General features: G+C 58.1%; 16 protein-coding genes. 3 read left to right on the forward strand and 13 right to left on the reverse strand.

Annotated elements, in window-relative coordinates; translation table 11 throughout:
* Positions 1-77: 77 nt before the first annotated feature.
* Positions 78-1,166, forward strand: coding sequence for a hypothetical protein (locus I0K15_RS07670; RefSeq protein ID WP_196104862.1), 1,089 nt, complete (start codon positions 78-80; stop codon positions 1,164-1,166).
* A gap of 10 nt (positions 1,167-1,176) precedes the next feature.
* Entirely contained in the window at positions 1,177-2,481 is a 1,305-nt protein-coding gene (locus I0K15_RS07675) for a lysine N(6)-hydroxylase/L-ornithine N(5)-oxygenase family protein (protein ID WP_196104863.1), read from the forward strand.
* 61 nt (positions 2,482-2,542) lie between these two features.
* Here I0K15_RS07675 and I0K15_RS07680 read toward each other — a convergent pair whose 3' ends face one another.
* The 11 genes from I0K15_RS07680 to I0K15_RS07730 all read right to left on the reverse strand — a co-directional run bounded on the left by I0K15_RS07680 (position 2,543) and on the right by I0K15_RS07730 (position 13,594).
* Positions 2,543-4,708 carry a TonB-dependent receptor gene (locus I0K15_RS07680; protein ID WP_196104864.1) on the reverse strand — a complete coding sequence of 722 codons (2,166 nt, stop codon included), beginning with the start codon at positions 4,706-4,708 and terminating at the stop codon, positions 2,543-2,545.
* Entirely contained in the window at positions 4,708-5,940 is a 1,233-nt protein-coding gene (locus tag I0K15_RS07685; protein WP_196104865.1) for an MFS transporter, read from the reverse strand. Before I0K15_RS07685 ends, I0K15_RS07680 begins: the two co-directional genes overlap by 1 nt.
* A 138-nt stretch (positions 5,941-6,078) precedes the next feature.
* Entirely contained in the window at positions 6,079-7,086 is a 1,008-nt protein-coding gene (locus I0K15_RS07690) for a hypothetical protein (RefSeq protein ID WP_196104866.1), read from the reverse strand.
* 102 nt (positions 7,087-7,188) lie between these two features.
* Positions 7,189-7,971, reverse strand: a complete 783-nt coding sequence (locus I0K15_RS07695; RefSeq protein ID WP_196104867.1) for a siderophore-interacting protein — start codon at positions 7,969-7,971, stop codon at positions 7,189-7,191.
* Between the two features lie 34 nt (positions 7,972-8,005).
* Complete coding sequence (locus tag I0K15_RS07700) at positions 8,006-8,509, reverse strand: hypothetical protein (RefSeq protein ID WP_196104868.1); 504 nt, start codon at positions 8,507-8,509, stop codon at positions 8,006-8,008.
* Between the two features lie 301 nt (positions 8,510-8,810).
* The gene (locus I0K15_RS07705; RefSeq protein WP_196104869.1) at positions 8,811-9,449 is read right to left on the reverse strand and encodes a histidine phosphatase family protein; all 639 of its coding nucleotides are present in this window, start codon (positions 9,447-9,449) and stop codon (positions 8,811-8,813) included.
* Positions 9,450-9,451: 2 nt separating this feature from the next.
* A complete protein-coding gene (locus tag I0K15_RS07710) occupies positions 9,452-10,138 on the reverse strand; it encodes a hypothetical protein (protein ID WP_230374334.1) in 687 nt (228 codons plus the stop codon).
* Positions 10,135-10,731: a hypothetical protein gene (locus tag I0K15_RS07715; protein WP_196104871.1), complete on the reverse strand. Its 597-nt coding sequence runs from the start codon at positions 10,729-10,731 to the stop codon at positions 10,135-10,137. Before I0K15_RS07715 ends, I0K15_RS07710 begins: the two co-directional genes overlap by 4 nt.
* Entirely contained in the window at positions 10,731-11,495 is a 765-nt protein-coding gene (locus I0K15_RS07720) for an ABC transporter ATP-binding protein (protein ID WP_338420763.1), read from the reverse strand. Before I0K15_RS07720 ends, I0K15_RS07715 begins: the two co-directional genes overlap by 1 nt.
* Positions 11,485-12,543 (reverse strand): FecCD family ABC transporter permease, encoded by a 1,059-nt coding sequence (locus tag I0K15_RS07725; RefSeq protein WP_196104873.1) that lies wholly within the window; start codon positions 12,541-12,543, stop codon positions 11,485-11,487. The genes I0K15_RS07720 and I0K15_RS07725 overlap by 11 nt, the downstream gene beginning before the upstream one ends.
* Complete coding sequence (locus I0K15_RS07730) at positions 12,524-13,594, reverse strand: ABC transporter substrate-binding protein (RefSeq protein WP_196104874.1); 1,071 nt, start codon at positions 13,592-13,594, stop codon at positions 12,524-12,526. Before I0K15_RS07730 ends, I0K15_RS07725 begins: the two co-directional genes overlap by 20 nt.
* 238 nt (positions 13,595-13,832) lie before the next feature.
* Here I0K15_RS07730 and I0K15_RS07735 point away from each other — a divergent pair, with 238 nt between their 5' ends.
* A complete protein-coding gene (locus tag I0K15_RS07735; protein WP_196104875.1) occupies positions 13,833-14,192 on the forward strand; it encodes a hypothetical protein in 360 nt (119 codons plus the stop codon).
* Between the two features lie 124 nt (positions 14,193-14,316).
* Here the strand turns inward: I0K15_RS07735 and I0K15_RS07740 are convergent, their stop codons facing one another.
* Positions 14,317-15,918, reverse strand: coding sequence for a putative ABC exporter domain-containing protein (locus I0K15_RS07740; RefSeq protein ID WP_196104876.1), 1,602 nt, complete (start codon positions 15,916-15,918; stop codon positions 14,317-14,319).
* Positions 15,919-15,948: 30 nt separating this feature from the next.
* Positions 15,949-16,701: an ABC transporter ATP-binding protein gene (locus I0K15_RS07745; protein WP_196104877.1), complete on the reverse strand. Its 753-nt coding sequence runs from the start codon at positions 16,699-16,701 to the stop codon at positions 15,949-15,951.
* Positions 16,702-16,940 lie beyond the last annotated feature (239 nt).

A 16,940-nucleotide genomic window follows, 5' to 3' on the forward strand; every position in this document is an offset into this window, starting at 1 on the left:
AGCGGCTATCAGTCGACATCGACTCTCGCTATACAAGTGATATTGACTAATTTGCTCAGGAATTGCAACACAGCCCCATGAAGGTTTCATTCTTCCTACCGGCGCTGGCTGGGCATGCCTTTCAACAGACCGCTCTGATCGGGATGCTTCCTGTTTTATCTCAAGAGCTTGGGCTATCTCAGCCTCAGATTGGCTGGGCGGTTGCCGCAGGTATGGCAACGGCGGCTCTCGCGCTGCCGTTTCTCGGGCGATTGGGTGGACAAGTTGTGCTTTTCGGAGGCCTTATCGGACTTCTGTCAGCAAATATCGCGCTCATCGCTCTGGTTGGCGCACCAGGTGGAATCATGGCGCCTTCGCTGGCATTAACTTCGCTTATTGCAATCCGATCGGTGCAAGGCCTGTCTGCTGCAGGACTGCTGATGCTTGCCCAGCAGGCAAGTGTCCGTCCCACAGGAACAGCCAGGATTCTTGGAAAAGTTCAGTCGATGGGCGGCATCGGTCGGATCTTGGGCGCGCTGCTTCTGGGTCCGCTTGCCGCCATATCTCCGCTACTCCCGCTATTTCCGGCGGCAATCGGCACGATCATCAGCCTCGCCCTCGTCCGCAGAGCGGGACTTCCATCACTTCGAACGTCCTTTCGGCCTCCGCGTCTCCTCGCGTTTCGAGCGACGATCCTCACTCAGATGGCCGTCGGTGCCTCGCAAATCGGCCTGGCCCCTCTTTTAAGCGCGCGATTGGCAGACGGCGCCATCGGAGCAACGGCGTTGGCTGGTATCTGCCTTGCCAGCGCTAATCTGGGTCTCTTGCTCGCACTCCGATTGATCGCACCACGAGCGAGACGCTCCCATGCTCGATACGGTGCGCTTTGTCTTGCGTTGGCTGCCGGGGCAGTGCCGTTCGCCGACAGCTTGATCGTGTTCGCAAGTCTCAGCCTGCTTATCGGCGGCAGCACTGCCTTGCTGTTCACCCTCTCCCTTTCCGATCTCATGACCCGCGAGGATTACGCCCAGCTTCAGGTCACCGGCTGGAACGGTGCAATCCAGATTGCATCACTAGCCGCTGGAGTCGCCTTTGGCGCCGCGTTTGTTGCGGTATCGCCTGCGGCTCCCTTCGCCCTCGCGGCCCTTTCAGGTGTCGCGCTGGCTGTCTCACCATCGAAATCCTGAAGGACCAAAAATGTCTCGAATTTCCATTTCAACACATCTCGCCGGAATTGGTATCGGCCCGTTCAACCTTAGCGTTGCAGCCCTTGCTGATCACGTTACGGGTCTCGACACCCTCTTTTTGGAGCGCAAACCAGCATTCGATTGGCACCCTGGGCTTAGCCTCAGCTCAAGCGTGATGCAGACCTCGTTTCTCAAGGATCTTGTCACACCCGTTTTGCCAACCAGCCGATGGAGCTTTCTCAACTTCCTTGTTTCGAAGGACCGATTCTACGACTTCATGGCGGGGCGCTTCGGCACCGTGACGCGGCTGGAGTTCACGGAATACATGGCCTGGGTGGCGTCCAGACTGCAGCACTGCCATTTCGCATGCCCGGTCGAGGACGTCCAAATGGTTGAGGGTGGCTTCGTTTTGCAGAAGGCCGACGGCACGCATGTAAAGGCAAAAGCTCTGTCCATTGGAACCGGTCCCCGAAAGTATGTGCCGGACTTTGCACCCGATACTCCCGACTGTTTCCATGGTATCGACTACCTTCAGAAGATGCCTCAAGCCCGAGGCAAGCGTGTCGTCGTTGTAGGCGGCGGCCAAACTGGCGCCGAGATCGTTCTGGATTTGCTAACGCGGCACGACGCGCCTCGGCAGCTGACATGGATGAGTCGCCGAAATGCATTCTGGCACCTGCAAGAAGGCAGCCTCGTCGATCAGATCTTCACACCAGGCTACGCAGAGGCGTACCGCGCCCTCCCAAATCACGTCCAGACACAAGCCGTCGCTGAGCAGAAGTACAGCAGCGATGGGCTGACGCCGGAGACAGCGAATGATGTCTACAGCGCGCTTTACCGGCAGCGGCACCTTGAAAACGGTATGGACGTGTCCTTGCGCCCGGCACGCACCGTCACCGCAATTGACAAACGGTTCGGGAGTTTTCAAGTCGTTGCGGACGGGCCGGATGATCAACAAGAAGCCTGCGAGGCCGATATAGTCGTCCTTGCCACAGGCTTCAGACCCGCCGTGCCAGAGTGCCTCGGCTCCCTTCGTGATCGGTTGTCGATTGAGCCTACAGGTGCTTTGTCCCTTGGTCCGGCGTACCGTGTAGCTTGGGATGGGCCCATGGAGACCCCGATCTATGCCCTCAATCACGGCCGCCACTCACATGGCATCGTGGACCCCCAGTTGAGTCTGACTGCATGGCGGAGCGCGGTAATCCTGGAGGACCTGACAGGTCGACCGATTTTCGACGCGCTACGGCGGCCGCAGCCGGGACTTGTAGACTGGCTTCCACGGCTGGAAGCGGGCGAAGTCAGGCGTCATGCATGAAACGTTGGGGGCCGGCGCGCTATTCGCACCGGCCCCAATCAGCTCAGCGAAACTGTCTGGTTCAGAAAGTAGCGCTGTAGCCCAACGAAAAGCGTCGCCCCTCATCGGCTACGTAGACACCACCGCCGGTCAGAGGGTCCGTTCGCACGCTCGATGCTGTGTTGTTGTCTTGTTGCCGGTCGAACAGGTTCGAGATACCGAAGGTGATATCGCCTGTGCCCACCGGATAGGCTCCCCCGAAGTTCACTGTCACCATGTCATCGAGTTCAGGCTCGTCACCCTCGTCTCGGCCGGACGCATAGACAAGTTCGCCCAACAGGCTTGCACCATTTGCGAATAGGTAGTCCGTCGACAGCGTTGCCGTAAACGGTGCAGGGATCCGGTTATTGGGCAATGGCGTTTCGACCGAGCCGTCATCATCGTCATCGAACTCGCCCTCGATATATGCAAGCTCAGCACCGAGGAGCCACGCCGGACGAACTGCGTAGCTCAAGCTGATCTCCGCGCCGTAGATCTCTTCCTTTTGTTGGCTGAGCTCGTTCGTTGCGGAGTCGAACGTGACGCCTTCGTCAGACGTCGAGAAAAACGCGGATGCATCTACCGAGATAGCATCCTGATCGAAGCGCACCCCGATCTGGTATGTATCGACGATCTGAGCATCGGGCTCGATATCCTCGAACGAGATCGTCTGCCCCGGTGCTAGCGCCAAAGCGCCGGGCAGGACGGCGCGGCGCGTGAACGCCCCCACATCGGGTACGGAGAAGCCTTGAGAGAAGCCAGCATAAAGATCAATCTCATCAGTGGCTTCAAAGACAAGACCAGCGTTGCCGACAACGGCATCATAGTCGAACTCACCGCCCTCCACATTCAACGCAGGTAGAGCCGTGGCGCCTGTAGTACCAAGCTGCGCGGCATCAGGACGTACAAAGTCTTCAACAGTCAGGTCGAACCGTTCTGCCCGAACGCCGCCGCTGAACGTAAGTCTACTGCCAATCGGGGCCTCGAGCTGGACGAAGGCTGCAAAGCTGTCTTGCTCCATCGGAGCAATGATCGGTGTGCCGTCAATGAGCTCCTGTTCCACGTCATCGCGCGCGTAGTCGAGCCCCCATGTCAGACCCGCACCCGAGATCACACCATCCAATGGAGTTCGAACCGTGACGGAGGCCCCGTAAGTCGTGGTGAACAGCTCGGTTTGTGCATCGTCACTCTGCGTGATGCTGCCGGGTCCTGTCGTATAGTAGAGCGTGTTCTGCGGTCCGGGTTCGGCAAAAGCAGCGCGTCGGTCGACATCTGTCACGAAAGCAGAGAGCTCAACTTCGCCAATGGGCGTATCGGAATAGCTGTAACGCACGCTGGCGCTTTGCCCTTCGTCCCGGACAGGCTCGCCGTCATAGGGTCGGTCCGTCAGGCTGACGGGATCCGTTCCGTAGTCTGTGAAGAAATCAATATCCTGCTCCAGCTCGTAGGCATCGAGCCTAAGACGCAAATCGCTTGCCCCGCGTTGCCAGGTCAACGTGCTGCCCAACGTGTATCGCTCGAGATTGTCGGCGTTGCCCTGGCCGATGATGGGATCGGGCGGGATCCGATCGCCATCTCCATCGAAGCGATTGTCGACATCCCGACCTGATGCCTCAACACGGACGCCGAAGTCGCCGAACTGCGCGTCTTGAGCGACGAAAAGATCCGCAGCGCGGCTATCGCTCTCCGACTGGGTGCTTAGTCGGCCCTCAATCGTTGTGCGGAAACCGGCGTCTGGACTTGACGTGACGATGTTGACAATGCCGCCCGTCGCTCCGTTGCCAAAGCGCGCCGTCGAGCCCTTCACGACTTCAATTCGTTCGATGGAGTTCGGATCGATGGTCGAGAACTCGCGATCGAAGCCTCGCAGCTCGGATGTGCGCGCGACGCCGTCGATGAGAATCTGTGTATTGCGGCCGCGGAGGGTCTGGCTCGCCCCACCAATTGTTCCGTTAGAGGGTGCAAGACCTGGAACGAGATCACCGAGCACATCGGCCAGGTCTCGTCCCTGGCGGATGCGTTGGCGGACCTGCTCGCCCTCAATCACCTGCACTGCGCCCGGGATCGAACTCTCTGTCCCTCCGGTGCGCAAGGCCTGAATAACGACCTCGTCTAGGAGAACCGGCTCTTCGGCGCCCTGAGCCACAACCGATGTCGTGCCCCACAGCACAGCGAGTGCCGTCGCGGGCAGCCCCTGAAATCGCGTCATTAGGAAATCTCCATAGTTCTGTGTTGTGTGCCGCTGCGAACAGTGGACGGCAGCAGCACAACAGCGATCCAGCCGGTCAGGCCGGATAGAAGCGCCGCAGTGAGGAAGACCGGGCCGTAGCCCATCGCTTCCGCGAACATGCCGGCAACAACGCCACCGACCATGTACATGAAGAGGGTCGCGCTCGTCAGAACCGTGAAGTCTGTCCCGGCCTGCTGAAGCGAGGAAAAGCGCATGAACGCTGTGTACAGTCCCACGATCTCGATATAGCGGAAGAACGTGTCGAATACCGACAGGGCAACGATGGCCCAAGCGCCTAATCCCTGCGTCGCTGCAATGAAGAAGAACGTGAAAGCCGCAGTCCGTCCCACGATCAGAAAGATAAAGAACGCGATCAAGCCAGCTTTGCGGATCAGCAAAGCACCAGCCGCTGCACCAAACAGACCTACAGCCGCCGTTGCGCCGCCGGATATCGCTCCGATTTCTGATAGAGTGAAACCCTGATCAACTAGAAAGGGTTGTTCAAGCGCTTTGACGAGGCCCTCTGGCAGACGGATGATCAGTGCAAAGGCCAGCATCGTTCCGGCATTCCGAATTGCAAAGAAACGGCGCAAGCTTGGTTGTCCGCGGTCTGATGGAAGTGGACGACGGCCATACCGTCCGGGCAGTAGTAAGAACGGAACAACGAAGAGGATCGTCGCAGCCGACATCAGCCAGAGCGCGAACTGCCAACCTACGGCGTCGTAGAGAAACAGTGTTCCAGCGCCGCCGCTCAAAACACCGAGTGCGACAGCTGCACCTTGAAGCGCATTTCCACCGGGTTGCTGCGCAGGTGGCAAGTGCTCGACCGCCCAGCCGTCCGACGCAATGTCCTGTGTTGCCGATGAGATCGACATCGTCATCAGTATTGGAAAAAAGATCGTGGCATCCGACACGGGATCGAGATTCGAAAGCACCAAGATGCCTGCAACAGTGATCGTCAGACATGTTGCGACTACTGTCCGGGTGCCAACACGCTTGGCGTGACAAAGTCGGTCTATCCAAGGCGCCCATAGCGCCTTGAACACCCATGGCGCCAGCAAGACGCCTAGCCCGCCGATCGTATCGAGACCAACGCCATTAGCGCGCAGGATAGGTGGCAGCGCAGCTGCAACGAGATAAAGCGGAACAGCTTGTGCAAGGTACAGCCCGAAAAGGGCCGCTGAAAGGCGTGAGGTCGGAAAGGCCAGCATTGTCTCAGGTCTTCAAAGGGGGACGGCTGGCATGTGCTGGCCCATTCACTAATCACGCTGCAACCGAATGCACAACCGTTTTTGTCGGGAATTGCGTCTGCTTGTCGTCTGCGCTGTGCCCGAGCAGGCTGCGGGTCATCAGTGTTTGGCTCTTTCCAGAACCACCAGCGCCCACCCCACTAAAATCAAGCCCAAGAAAAATGTGTCGCGGAGCCAACTCGTATCCGGAGTAATGCTTTGCAGCACAGTCACCAGTGCCAGGACGCTCAGAAGGCTGAGGGCAAGCAGGCGGTCGCTCCAGACAAGACGCAGGAGCTTGCCCGCAACCGCCTGCGCCAGCTCTCGTACACCACTGCCGCCGTGGCGCGTTTCGAGTTTGTCATTCGGCTCTGTGTGCCCATGCGCCTCCTGATCAGCTAACGCGTCCTTGCGCAAGGTTGCTCCCGACCGCGCCGCCAGTGCGAAGAACAAAGTAGATGCAACAACAAGCACTTCATCACCTGGCCATGACAGGCCCAATCCCGCCGCGGTCCACCGTGCTGCAAACGCCAGAAGCAACGCGGCTGTCCAGAACATGACTGCATCCTCAGGGAGGCGTGTCAGCGGTCTGCGAAGCAGGATACCTGCAAAGAACACGGTCGACGTACCAACTAAAGCGCCGGCAACGGCCGCATGTGGCTCTTCAGCTCCACCGAGGCTCAGAACAATGAGGGTGACCTCCAGCCCGTCGAGCAGCACAGCCTTGCAGGCAGCGATTCCGGCGATCCAATCGGCTGCAGCGTCCGTTTTGATGCGGCTCGCGGTGCCCATATTCGCTAGCTTTGCCTGATGCCGCCTGAAGCGCTGTTCCTGATCCCGACCTCGGCGCTTTCGGGCTAGCCTTTGTGATGATTTTACGAGCCACGATGCTGCTACCAATGCCAAGAGGCCCCCAACACCAAGCTGGAGAAGCGACTTCGGGATCTGAAGAAGTGCAGCGCCCATGCCCACACCCGCCAGCGCGAGAGTGACCAATGCGATGCCGGCGCCCCAAAACACAGGCCGCCAGCTCCTTGCGAGTGCAAGTGCGAGCAGCACCGTTAAAGCTTCAATGGCTTCCAAAGATGCAGCGAGCAGTGCACCAAGGAATACAGTAAGGGATGTCATCCGCGCGCACCAACATGGGGCGACGCGGTCGCTGCGCCGTTACATGGGAGCAGACCTGTATCTGCTCCCAAAATCAGCACGACCGGGGGCCTGAAAAAGTCACTAAGCCGCGGTTTCCGTTGGATCTCCGAACCATTTCGGGCTCTGCTTCGCATACGGCAACTCATCCTCCGTCAGACCCCGCTTCCAGTAGCCGGAGGTGAGGAGCGCCTGCTTAGGCAGGCCGAGCTCGTCCATAAGCCATCGGCGCGTCAGACGCATCTCTATCGCTTCGGATAGGACCAGCGCGATCGTTCCGGCAGGTGGAGGCGACCGGCGCAGCCATTGAACAAATCCATCCGCTGCGCGACCCGTGCGATGGAGTGTCATCCGAGGTGGCAGCTCGATCGGAGGGTAGTCATCGATCGCGGAACCCGAAACGAGCGCGACGCCTTCGGTCGCGCGTGGCAAAGCCTCCGCCGTCGCCGCGAGCGCCGGGAGCCCCGTGTCGTCTGCGCAAAGAACATAGAATGGTGCCGTCATGTCCGTCAGCTTGCGCCGGCCTGGCCCGCGCAAGCCCAACAGGTCTCCGCGTTGCGCGGATGCAGCCCAAGCGCCTGCTACACCAGCCGAGCCGTGAAGCGCGAAGTCCATGTCTATCGTTGCCGCGTTCCGGTTGTGATAGCGGATCGTGTAAGTGCGCCGTGGACGCGCATTTATGTCGGCCTCGACTGCATCGGTCAGCGCAGCGGCGCTTTCGCCACCCCTGGGAAAGAAGAGTTTGCAATGCCCACCTTCGAAGCCCGTCGGAAAGTCGACAAGGTCGGGACCTCCGAACGTCACACGACGCATCCACGGCCCCATATCACGGATGCCATGCACTGTGACGATACGGAACGGAGTCATTTGGCCCTCGTGGAGTTTCGCATTGCGGCAGGCATCATGGCGTTTCAGACGCGAGTGCCGGTGCCATCTCTGAGGGCGCGTCCATGAAGCGTATCAACCGCGCCGCTCGCTCGAGCATTGGATTTGCGTCGTTGCCCTCGCACAGCAGCAAGGCAGATGTCATCGCTACACTTGCTTCGCCACGGCGCATCGCAGTGAATGCTGTCATGAATTGCCTCTCATGTTCGGTCAGCACAGAGGCACAACCGCGACACGACGGATTGTTGAAGTGGAAAGTTGATCTGCGACTGCAACGCATCGCCTGGATCATGGCGAGAAGCTCAAGCACGACCTCCGAGCTCGCACCTTTGGGGAGCTCATGCTCTGCCACGTTGAACGCCATCAGCCAGGACTGGCTCTGTGGTATCGCGAAGCTCTGCAGAAAAAAGCGGGTAACCCGAAGCAGAGTGATTTCGACGCGGTCGAAGCCAGCGTGGCCAAGGGGAATTTCGTTTCGCCCAACCTTGCGGCCGCATGTGTGATCTGGCTCATGGCTCATGCCACGACACTCCAGAGTGGAATGGCAGGCCTTAGGCCAGCTTCGACGTACGCCAAGTATTCAAGATAAGACTGCCGCATTTCCATCCTCTTGCTGAAGCACCGAAGCTGTCTGCATCTTCCGGCTGCCTTCACGAGGAATGGTGGCTGAACACATCAAAGCTGACAAAAACACTAAGGAATTGCAAGCTGTTTTCCGCTTCGGGTATCCGTGTAGGCGACAGCAAGCGGTGCTGGAACTGCAGACTTGGGGCGGATTACGGCGCTGGGAAATCGTCGATAGTCGAGAGCAAACTTGTGCTTCAGTCGTCGATATCGTTCCAGCCGTCTGGTGGAATGCTCCCGAGGACCTCGAACTCTCCGGCCATTGTTGGCCGGATCACGAACGCTACCCCCATAGGCTCAGGATAGATCCCGGTGGCCGCTTCGAATGGGTCGTCATGGCCGATCAAGATAGTATTCAAGCCTGCCCCTGGATTGTGCGAAAGAAGAAATGACATTCTGGAACGCATGGCTTCTAGCTGTACCGGCGTGTAGTCTTCGGCTGGCTCAAAGTTGAGGTTGGAATTCGTCTGGTATCGGCCAAAAGCGAGCGCCGCTGTCTGCCAGCTTCGACAGTACTCACTGCTGATGACATCACCCACCGGTATGCCCAACCGATCGAATGCGCTCCCGATTAGGATCGCTCTACGCCACCCGGCTTCACTGAGCGTGCGTTGGGTTGAGCAGTCACCCATGACAGCGTCGACCTGATCGGCATAGTCCCGCTCAGTCTGCGCATGTCGGATGAAGATGATGTACCCTCCCTCGCGTATGAAAGCGACAAGATCCCTCGGCGGGAGACCCGCATGAGCCTGTGCGAGGGCTGGGGCGGATACAACTACAACGAGAACGAGGGGAATGACTCTCAACATCATGCGTCGAGCGATAGCAGGTAGCATATTCAATTCCCCTTAGGGCGCGATTTGGGAGTGGCTTGGCCGTTGTCGAGGTTGATGCATCCGCTCAATCGATCGTCGACGGTCTGTGCGAGCCACGGCAGAAATCCTTCCAGAAATCGTGTCGTCGCAGGCATGAAGCCGGATCCGTGGTGGTAAATCGGATCCAGCGTCGTGAGCAGTGCCCGGCCCGAACCAAGACGAGCATCGACGACGATGGGGCCGCCATCTTCTCCGTCGTAGCGCGCAAGGGTCTCCGTCACCCACATCGACCCGAGCGCCAAGGTGCCGTGGACATGCCAAGCCAGATCCGCCTCGCTCAATCGATCGAATAGCGGATGATCTGGGGCGGAGATACGAACACCAAGGTCTGCATCCGGTTCGAGCCACCACCAATAGTTCGTCGCGATAGTTCGGAAGCCCACATCATCGAGGAATAGGTCCGGGCGCGTCTCACCCATGACCACAAGAAAGCCACCCTTTTCAACGTAATGCATCAGCCGGGCCCGATGCGCGGCCAGTCTTGCTCCATTAGTGCGGCAGGGAACAAGCAGGCATGGAATGGTAGCGAAGTCGACTTCGTGAAGAGTCCGCAGCGGAAAAAGCTGCTGGAAATGGTCGGCAAGGGGGCCCTGCCGCAGTGTTCTGGTGTGATAAGATAACCCGCCGTCAATCGCCGAGATACCAGTCATTTGCTCGTCATCCAGTCCAAGAGTTGTGGATAAAGCTTTGCCGCACTCGTTGTGTCGGCTGCATAACCCCAGAAGTTGTTTCCAGGATGAAAGAACAGCCGACCGCCTCCGTCTGAGGTCCAGACCCAGTCTGCGGGCAGCCTGGACTGCTTGAAATAGCTCAGAACGATTGCTCCTGGCGGCGGCATCACCGTTCCACGCGCCCAGAAGCCGATGACACCGCGGCGGCGTGTTAGATGATCGGCTTCGATCCCCGCCGTAATGGAATGAGATGCACCGAGTTCCAGGATCCAGTCTGCCGCGTGACCCTCTCCTACAGGCTCGTAGCTCGACAGAATGGATAGAAATGGTCGCGCAATCGGCCCGTTCACGGCAATTGCGCCACCCAAACCCAAGAAAGCGTCAAGGACGTCACGTTGGCTTTGCAGATGCGCCTCGTCAAGATGCTGGCACAACAAGAGACCATCTGCCGTCACGAGGCTTCCTTCATGCAACTCGTACTGATCGATCACCTCGATGTCATGACCGTCCGGCGGGGCAGCAATCGCGGGTGGAACGTCGACAGTGTTCTGCAGGTACAAGAATTGCGCCATCAAGCCTGCTCCGGTGTTGCAACGGCTGCGCGCAAAACGCGACCTGAACCGAAGCTGTCGGCGAGAACACGTATCGGCGTGTCGTAGAGCGCAGAAAGAGCCTCTTCGCTCAAAGCCTGCGGCACAGGACCCGTGTCGCAATGGTTGGGTCCATGCAACAGCAATACCCTGTCGGCAGCATCGAATGCATGACCTGGAACGTGAGTCGAGAACACCACCGCCAGCCCATTATCTCCCGCGAGCATTCCGAGGAGGTCGAAAAGGTGTCTCTGATTTCTGAGATCCAGTGCGGATGCTGGTTCGTCGAGCATCAGAACATCGCAGTCACCAGCCAAAGCGCGGGCAATGAGCACAAGCTGTCGCTCACCGCCCGACAGCGTGCTGACCCGCCGGTCGGCAAGAGCATGCTGTCCCATGCGATCGAGTGCCGCGTCGGCTGCAGCGTAGTCTTCAGCGCCCGGACTTCCGAAAAGGCCGATGTTCCGAGCGCGCCCCATGACCACCAAGTCTCGGACACGATAGTCGAAGCTGACGCCGGTCGATTGTGGCACATAGCCGATCGCTCCTCTAACTATGCGTCTGCCCCGTGACAGAGGCAGCGTTCCGACCATCGCGCGGATCAGGGTAGTTTTGCCGCGGCCGTTTGGACCAAGTATCGCGAGTACTTCGCCGGAATTGACATCGAGATCGAGCGCCCGGGCGATGCATCTCCCAGCGACGCGTAACTCTCCCTGCTGGATCCGCAAACGTGTCCTATCCACCACTCCAGCCTCGCAGATGAAGCCGCCGCAGCAGAACCGCGAAAACGGGCGCTCCGATCAGAGCCGTGAGAATGCCAAGCGGGATTTCGGCCGCAGTCGCCGTGCGGGCGACTGTATCGATGGCGAGGAGGTACAGAGCGCCCAGTATCGCGGCAGCCGGCATGAGAACACGATGATCGGGGCCTACGATCATGCGGGCAATATGGGGTACGACGAGCCCGACCCAGCCCACGATACCGGCAACAGCGACGATTCCCGCGACAGCCAGAGCAACAGCGCCCAGAACCAACCAGCGCGATCGCTCCACTGAAATGCCAAGTGCCGCCGCGTCTTCGTCGCCTAGAGAAAGGACGTTGATGCGAAACCGGAGCAGCCACAAAATCGAAGCCCCGGCTGCGGCTGATGCAGTGAGAACGCCGAGCGTGCCGTAACTCATCATGGCAAAGGAGCCCATAAGCCAGTAGACGATCGCTGCGAGAGTGTCGTTGGGATCTGCGAGGTACGTGAGCAGGCTTACCAGTGAGCTGAAAGCCGCCGACACTACAACGCCCGCAAGCACGAGCGTGAGTGTCGGCGCCTGACCCTCTACTCGTGCCAACAGGTAGACGACCGCCACCGCCAGCAGGCCAAAAACAAAGGCAAGGCCAACCAGCGCAAAAACAGTTCCAAAAAGTAGTATCGCCAGCGCGCCACCAAATGCGGCCCCTGATGTCACCCCGATGATCTGGGGTCCTACCAAAGGATTCCGGAACATGCCCTGCAGTGCCGCTCCGGTCAGGCCAAGTGCGGCACCTGCAACAAGAGCAGCAAGCACTCTTGGCAACCGCACCAGTTCTACCACGCGTTCGGCCGCTGGTGGCCAGTCAGGGACGATCGGCAACGCGTTGCCTGCGAGGATGCGAAGCACCTGGACAGGCGGCACCTCATAGCGTCCCACACCAAGTGCCAGCAGGGCAGCTGCGGGCACCGCCGCCACGGCGAGCCACCAGAATGCTGCTGTGCCTGACTTCGTCTTCAGGACCGGAAGAGCGTCAACGAAGGAACTGGTCATAGCCTTCGCTGCCGCCGTTCTTCTCGATCCGTAGGATGCTGTCGATGTCATCCTGACTGGGCGTCTGGCCGTACAGCATTGTGTAGTTTTCGACGATTTCAGTCCTGAGATCGGTCTCGATCAGACCGGGCTGCAGCAACTGAGTGACCCAAGTCCACGTGAGCGGGCTCTCCTGATTGGGCGGGTCCCAGCGGTACCCACCGATGGGTAACTTGTAGACCCGCCGATCACGGACGGCCGAAACATCTGCGAACACGGGATTGGAGTAGACGTCCTCCGGAGAAAGCTCCTCCTCAAAACCATTGAGGAAGATGACTTCTGGATCCCAGGTCATGATCTGCTCCGCGTTCACGTCAGTGAAGCCCTGCAGTTCATCCGCCACGTTGGTGCCGCCGCCAAGTTCAATCCAGAAATCGTTGTATGTGCCTTCCCCCGCGACCCGGAGGCTCGACAGATATCGCAGGAAGTAAAGCGTGCGGGGGCGCGCATCCTCAGCGATCGCGTCTGTAGACGCTCGGATGTCGCTGAGGGCTTTCTGGCGCCAGTCGAGTATGGCATTTGCACGCGCCTGCTCACCAACGATCAACCCCATCATGTCTATCCATGCTGAAGCGTCGTCCTCGGTACCGTAGCGTAGCGTTGCTACGGTCATTCCAGCTGCTTCAATTGGAGCGACGATCTCGACACCCCGGGTGCCCCACTGCAGAACGAGGTCTGGCTCCGTGCTGAGCAAAGCCTCCACATTCGGCATGAAGCCATCGCCGACGATATCGCTCGGTATATCGCGCGTCGCAGGAAAGAAATCACCCAGGATACCTTCCGTGATTGCAGTCTTCGAAAGACGGTGCATTGCAACGAGCAGATCGGGAGAGCCGTGCACTGCCACAGCCATCGACGCCGCGGGGATCGGGATCGTGGCCAAACGCTCGACGGGGCCTTCAAGCTCGATCTCACGATCGAACTGGTCGACAAACGAGATGTCGTCGCCCGCAGCCGCCATGGGCACGGCTCCAACAAGCATAGTGAGAAGGATCAGAGTGGCTTCGCGCATGCGTTTTGGCTCCTTCAATGGAGAACTGCAAACTCGCCTCGGGTAAGCCTGGGTAGCACTATCTTGATAAATTTAGTCAAATAAGCAACGAGAGTTTTGCCCTATCAGAAATTTCAATCTTTACATGTGCTTACGTAGATACAAAGCATTACTCATATACAGTTCAAATATAGGAGGATTTTTCCAATTGTAGTGCGCAGAACGCATTGATTTTCGCAATAGTCTCAATAATTAACTCATGAAGACATGGCAGCCTTTTCGAAACTCATTCAAACAGCCTAGTTTTAAAGATACATGCGGCTTCAGCGCCATCGCAGCGAACCGTCGCTTAGGCAAACTGCATGGCGGGATCGGTGCGAAGCATGGAGTAACAGCTCGAGCGGCGAGCAATGGTACTCTCGACGGGATGAGCAGAGAGACTTCAATGCACACACTCCAGACCTTGCCAACCACCGAAATTGAGCAGGTGCGAAGAACGTGGGGAATGCGGATCGCAGCTTCAAAATATGAAGCCTCTTCTGAAGGGCAAGTTTGGGCCGCCAGCACTATTCCGGTGTTGTGTATGAACGGCCCCAAATCGGGCAGCAAATCTGGATAGAGCTTGTTTCCATGTCTCTGCAGCGTCCTTCCCGATCTTAGGCCAACGTTCGCCCTTTCTGATGGATAGGTTTGACCTCATAACGCGGCCTTGTCGTCTCGGCTGGAGTTCCTCATTCTTTGGCTTAATCGATGGTTTCTGCGACTGCGAAGCGCCGGAATGCATATTGTAGCGCGACAAATGTCAGAAGTCCGATCAACGTCAGTGTGAGCCAGCTCGCCAATCCAGGCAGCACCAACGTCGTTCCCATGATCTTGAGCGCGGCCAGCCCGACGGCAATCGATGCGGTGATGGCGGCGAAAACGAAGATCGTTTTTGCGATAAACTCGACAATTGAGCGACCAAGAAATTCGAAGTCTGCCCGTCCCATCGCAACAAGCTTAGTCGGGAACAGAAGATGCACTGTGTTTTCGACTGTATAAATAAGAAACGTCAAAGGAAGCGCAAATGCCACTAATACCAGCGCCACTTGCGGAGTGATGCTCTCCTCAACGACAAGAGCGCTGGCTATAACCACAAGAGTAATGCCATAGGCCAACAAGGTTTGAACCACAAGTTGTCCTGCGCAGATACGCCAGGGCGCAATCGGCAGCGTCTTGTAGATTTCCATCCGACTGAGGTCACCACGAAAATCGCAGATCATGTTACGTGGCAGGATGAATGCGATGAAGACATAGATAATCATCAAAGTCTGGGCTTGCGTCACCGGCGCACCGAGCGCCGATGACACCGGCGCAATACACGCGGCGAGACCGGCAAAAACGATGATTAGTTTGAGCGAATTCCGCAATGCGTTGAGGGCCTGCCGCATGGCAATAGGCCCTAAGCCGTCTAAAACGGGTGCACGACGGACCGAGCGCACCTCCGTCCGTTCCGTCGCCCAGAAGGATCCCCCTTGTTTGATGCGCTCCCATCTGTTGCTGAGCCGCGCGTTTTCCGCGAGGGAGCGGTCAGTCGTACGCGCATCAAGCACGATCACAGCCCGCAACAGCGCCGCATTGATGAACATTGCGACAAAAGCCCAAAGCGCCATATCTGAAACCGAAGATGCCACGAAAAGTTCAGCAAACACGATGTATGGGATCAAGATGATGGTCCCAACCCACGAGTGTCGAAACTCGGACAGAAGGTCGAATACCCCAATGTCGGGCGTGGCCCATGCGTAAACCAGGGTTGCCACGGCAATTGCGCAAAGCAACCCAATAGTGGGCCATCGTAGCCTTGCGAACTTACTGCTGTCGAGCGCATGCCCAGCCATGCTGATAACGGCACTGTTCAACTGAACGAACACAAGCGTCAGGAGCGTGGCGGTAAACACAGGCAGGATCGACCTTGCGTCCGGCTGTACAAGGATCGTGACGAACACGCTACTCAAGGTCACACCAGCGACATAGGCCACGAACTTGTAGACGATCAGATCCTGTCGGCGGAACGGCCCGGTAAAGAGAAAGTTGATCTCATTCGGCGAAAAATGAAACGTCGGACCGGTCGTCATCACTACGGTGAGGAGCGACAGCCCAAGCATGCTGAGCGGCATGAAAGTAAGGACCTGCTCGCCAAACGCTTGCCGGTCCAGAACCGCGGTTCCGAACAGGCCTGCGCCCGATGAACTGTTTGAAACGATCAGGAACCAAATGATCCCCACGAACGCGAGAGAAAACAGAAGGCCACGCACGCTTGCTAGCTGAATCAAGCGTTGGCGCAGACCGCCACGCAGTCGCAACATGAGAAGTTGGCCAAGTGCAGCGTCCATCTCTTAGACCACCGCTGTCTCTGAGCTTTGCTCTGACGCTTGCGTGATTGAGAAATACACTTCCTCGAGGGCGGACGTGCTGTCCGTATGGCCGACCTCGGCTAGCAGGTCTTGCATCGTGCCAAACCGGCGGCATTCGCCAAGGTTCAGCACCATGATATGGGTGCACAAGTTCTCGAACAGGCTCAAAAGGTGCGAGCTTATGATAATGGCCGCGCCATCCCGCGCGCGGTCGCGAATTGCTTGTTGAATCCCCCGGATGCCTTGGGGGTCCAGGCCGGTCAGGGGTTCATCGAACAGGATCACTTTGGGGTCGTGCAAAAAGGCACAAGCGATCGCCACCTTTTGGCGCATACCGCGCGACAGGTTGTGCACGAGCGTGTCCCGCTTGTGTGTGAGTTCGAAGGACGCCAGTAGCGCTTCGGCATCCTCTTCGAAGTCTGTAAGTTTGTAAGCGGCCGCCGTAAACACCAGGTGTTCCCAAACCGTCATGGTATCAAAAAGTCTTGGATCATCAGGGATGTAGCCGAGGTTCTTTTTTGCTTCGATGGGCGCACGGGCAACGTCATGGCCAGCAACCAGCAGGCTCCCGGAGCTTGGCGGGATAATCCCGCACAAAGTCCGCAGGGTCGTTGTTTTGCCGGCCCCGTTCGGCCCGAGCAATCCAAGAATTTGGCCCGGTTCGACCGAAAAACTGAGATTCTTCACAGCAGTGAAGCCTTTGTACTGCTTGCTGAAGTTCGTGACTGTAATCATGTGCCCTTTGCTCAACACTATCCGGTTTGCCGGCATTGAGCGGGCAGGTATGTGGTCCAACACCGCTCAAGCCCTCGGTTGTTTGCACCAGATCTTGTCAAATCTAAGATCAAGCCATTGCTCGAGGCGGCTCCTGTGCCGGAGCCGAGCGAAGGTCGAAAAGCCCACATTGTCGTGCACCAGTCCTACCTCAAGGTTCGCGCTCGCAGCGAATGGCTGGAAAGCGGACTGCAAGCGCA

The organism is Pontivivens ytuae (assembly GCF_015679265.1).
Taxonomy (GTDB): Bacteria; Pseudomonadota; Alphaproteobacteria; order Rhodobacterales; family Rhodobacteraceae; genus Pontivivens; species Pontivivens ytuae.